At 59.0% G+C, this 3,798-nt stretch carries 4 protein-coding genes; 2 read left to right on the plus strand and 2 right to left on the minus strand.

What is annotated here, in order from left to right:
* Positions 1–209, plus strand: a 209-nt coding sequence (locus AB4Y85_RS19295; RefSeq protein ID WP_441983234.1) for a hypothetical protein, incomplete at its 5' end; no start/stop codon positions are given.
* A 172-nt stretch (positions 210–381) separates the two neighbouring features.
* Entirely contained in the window at positions 382–1,584 is a 1,203-nt protein-coding gene (locus AB4Y85_RS19300) for an extracellular catalytic domain type 1 short-chain-length polyhydroxyalkanoate depolymerase (RefSeq protein WP_441986524.1), read from the plus strand.
* Between the two features lie 72 nt (positions 1,585–1,656).
* On the opposite strand, the gene AB4Y85_RS19305 is transcribed toward AB4Y85_RS19300, so the two are convergent.
* Positions 1,657–1,950 (minus strand): HU family DNA-binding protein, encoded by a 294-nt coding sequence (locus AB4Y85_RS19305; RefSeq protein WP_441986525.1) that lies wholly within the window; start codon positions 1,948–1,950, stop codon positions 1,657–1,659.
* Between the two features lie 217 nt (positions 1,951–2,167).
* On the minus strand, positions 2,168–2,977 hold the full coding sequence (locus AB4Y85_RS19310) for a DUF1194 domain-containing protein (RefSeq protein ID WP_441986526.1): 810 nt from the start codon (positions 2,975–2,977) through the stop codon (positions 2,168–2,170).
* Positions 2,978–3,798: the final 821 nt, after the last annotated feature.

A 3,798-nucleotide genomic window follows, 5' to 3' on the forward strand; every position in this document is an offset into this window, starting at 1 on the left:
TCACCAGCTTCTCGGTGGGCACCCTGGATGGGCGGGATGCGATGATGGTGATCGAGCTGGCCACCACACCGGAAGAATACGAGCGTGGCGTGCGGCATCAGATGCCGGTGGCGATGACGCCGGAGCATGCGCGCGAGCTCGGCGAGGCCTTGCTCCTCGCCGCAAAGGCCGCGCTCATGGGCGACACACCCTCCTACGCCGTCAACTGAAGATATTTTAAGAAGTTCACTCACCATTTTATAGGCGCTCCGCCCACCGTGGGGGCTCGGCTAAGCGGAGCGCACATCACTTTTTATTGCAGTGCAATATATATTTTTGCATTGCAACGTGGCGTCCGTTAATGCGTTGTCTCACATTCAGACACGCTCGAGGATATGCCGCATGCAGCGCTTAGGAGACATGCTTCACCAATTGGCTCGCTATAGAAGCCAATGGGAAAGCTTGACGCAAACCTCGACCTTCGGCTCCTCCTTCGAGCCTCCTCCGACCTCTTCGAGTCGGCTGGTGGAGACGACGGATTTCGGAGCCAACCCCGGCAATCTGCGCATGTTCAGCTATGTGCCGCCGGAGGTAGCAGCTTCCCCTGCCCTCGTGGTGGTTCTGCATGGCTGCACGCAGAATGCCGCCGGCTATGATTACGGATCGGGATGGTCGGTTCTGGCAGAAGAATACGGCTTCATCGTCGTCTATCCGGAGCAGCAGGAAGCCAACAACATCAAGCGCTGCTTCAACTGGTTTCAGGTGCAAGATATCGAGCGCGATCGCGGCGAGGCGCACTCGATCCGGCAGATGGTCGCGCGCGCAGTGCGCGATCATGGTGTCGATCCTAAAAAGGTTTTCGTCACCGGCCTTTCCGCCGGCGGTGCCATGACGGCCACGATGCTGGCAACCTATCCGGACGTGTTCGCCGGTGGCGCGATCATTGCGGGCCTTCCCTATCGCAGCGCCACGACCGTTGCCGAGGCATTCGAGAGCATGTTCCAGGGGCCCTCGCGCCCCGCTGAGGAATGGGGCGATCTGGTGCGCCGCGCCTCAACGCATCGCGGCCCTTGGCCCAAGGTCTCCGTCTGGCACGGCAGCGCCGACGCGACGGTGAGGCCCATGAATGCCGGCGAGATCATCAAGCAATGGACGAACGTGCATGGCCTGAAGGCCAAGCCCGACCGCAAGGAAACCGTCGATGGATATCCGCGCCGTGTCTGGACGAATGCGGACGGCGAGGCGGTCATCGAGGAGTACACGATCACCGGCATGGCGCATGGGACGCCAGTGGCAACGGGCGGTGAGAACAGCTACGGCGCCGCAGGTCCCTTTTTGCTGGAGGTCGGCATCTCGTCGAGCTATCGCGTTGCGCAGTTCTGGGGACTGACATCGGCAGGACGCAAGGTCCGGCAGAAGCCGCAGGCGGAGCCCATACCAAAAGCAGAGGCCCGACCGAAGCAGCCTGAGGTGGAGATTCTGCCTCCCGAGGAAGAAACCGTTTCAGCTCGCGCCGAAACCCACAAAGGCAGGCGCCATTCCGCGATGCCTGATGTAGGCGCCGTCATCAACAAGGCACTGCGAGCCGCAGGCCTCATGCGCTAGAGCATCGCTTAAGCCCAAAAACAAATTGGGCGCCCGTGAGGGCGCCCAATCGAAACGTCTGTTGCGTTCGGCTTACTTCTTGCCGCGACGCTTGGTGTTGACCAGTTCCTTCATGGCCTTGGCCTGCTCGAACTTCACGTTCTTCGAAGCAGCGATCTTGATGGCCTCGCCGGTCTGCGGGTTGCGGCCCTTGCGAGCCTTGCGCTCGACGAGCTTGAACTTGCCGAAGCCGAAGATCGAGACTTCATCGCCCTGCTGGACCGAAGCCGAGATCGTGTCGAACACGTTGTCGATGATGTCGCGAGCGTAGGTCTTGGTCAGCTCGAATTCCTGAGCGATGTGCTCGATGAGGTCGTTCTTGTTCATGTAAAAGCCCCTTTAATTTGAGGGAATAACCTGATGATGCGCTTGGCCCTGCGAAAAGGCCATATGCCGCCGTCGCATGAGGATAGGTTCCGGTCAAGACGGTTTCTGCATTCCGTGCCCTACAGGCATGCGTTCTTAAGGGGGAAATGCCAATAACGCAGCGTCAGCGCTGGCTTTTCAGGGGGGCAGGCAACTCCGAGCCGCGAATCAGCGACCCTCAAGGTCGCTTGTTCTCGCTGATTCCATCCTCGGCCTTGCGCTTCTCCCCGGTTACGCAATTCATGGTGGCCTGGGCCGGAACGAGCTTGAGCGGACCCTCCTCTAGGCCAGCGATCTCCCGCATGATCTTCGTGCGGATCACCATGGCGAATTGCTCGGAATCGTGGAGGGGGATCATGAACGAGCCCACGCCACCGATGACGCATTCCCGGTAATAGTCATCGAGCCCTTCCATTTCCGGGCTGCCCATGGTCCGCGCGAACATGATCGGCAAGCCGTTGATGACGATCCCATCCGCGACGGCCTCATCCCTCGCATAAGCGATCCTGCGCCCGTCGTTGTTCGGGCCATCGCCGGAGACATCGATGACACGTCGGGCCGCGATCTTTCCCACATCGACGAAGAGTCCACGGCTGAAGTCGATGGCGGCGGAGATCGATGTCATGCCCGCCTGACGCGTGGGCTTGCTTGATAGGTTATCGGCGAAGGACTTCGCTTTTTCCGGGCTGTCGATCACCGTCCACGGCACAAGAATGGTTTGATCCTTGGCGCCCGACCATTCTACGTAAGTCACCGCAATGCGCCCCATCGGCCCATTCTTGATGACCTCATGCACAAGCGAGGAGCGGAACGCTTCGGCAAAGCCCGTGCGCTGCAGATTCTGCTCCTCGGTTTCCATCGAGGACGAGATATCGACTGCCAGAACGAGCGCCAGATCGAGCTGCGGCTCGGCTCTAGCAGGGAGGATCGGGATGAGGATGCCGATGAGCGGCAAGCACGCAAGCGTATACCAGAAACGACGAAGCATGATGACCTCCGCCCCCTGCCCTCAATGTCTCGAGCAAGACCCGCAGCCTGATATTCAACGCCTCAAGCTGGACTTTGATGCGTCCGATCCGTGGACAAACATGGGCAGGCGAATGAGCGCAGGAGGTGTGAAGCCCGCGGAAATCAGCGAGTTCTCAGCGCATTGCCTAAAGGAATCGTAGAGGCAAACTGCCCGAAATAACCCGTGCGCCTGACGACGAATATGAGAGCGTCCATATGCGGCGCTTCACCCGAATGCACTTCCGCGATGATCTTCTCCGCATCGCAAGCATGCTCGGATCACCCATCGGCGCATGGCTGCTAGAACGCATGAGAAGACGCCAATCGAGAACGGAAGCGTAGCCCTTGTTGTAGAAGATGCCACGCTCAGCGCTCCGCTGTAAAAACATGGGTTGGCGCGCACCAGCATCAGGGCAATGACACAGATAACTCTCATCAGCCTTTTGAGAAACCGGCGACGTGGCGTTTCGCAGGCCTCACCCGTCCAATATGTAATATTAAAAGGCAGCGCCGCCCGGACCACCTGTCATTGCGTTTACATGCCAATGACAGGCAGCCACGCTTTAGGAACTCTCAAACTCAGCAGGTCTCAGGGCAGCTCGGAGATGGTTTCAGTTACTACTTTTCGCTGATTTTCTGCATTTGAAACAAAATCCACCCTCTAGGTGGAGAGCAGACAAGGCTTGTGGGATTGGGTAGATCTTTGGTCATCGAAGGCCAAGGGGCAAACAACAATGAAACCGGACATGGACCTGATCGGCGCACTCACCAGCTTCTCGGTGGGCACCCTGGATGGGCGGG

This window comes from Microvirga sp. 2YAF29 (assembly GCF_052114605.1).
GTDB lineage: Bacteria > Pseudomonadota > Alphaproteobacteria > Rhizobiales > Beijerinckiaceae > Microvirga.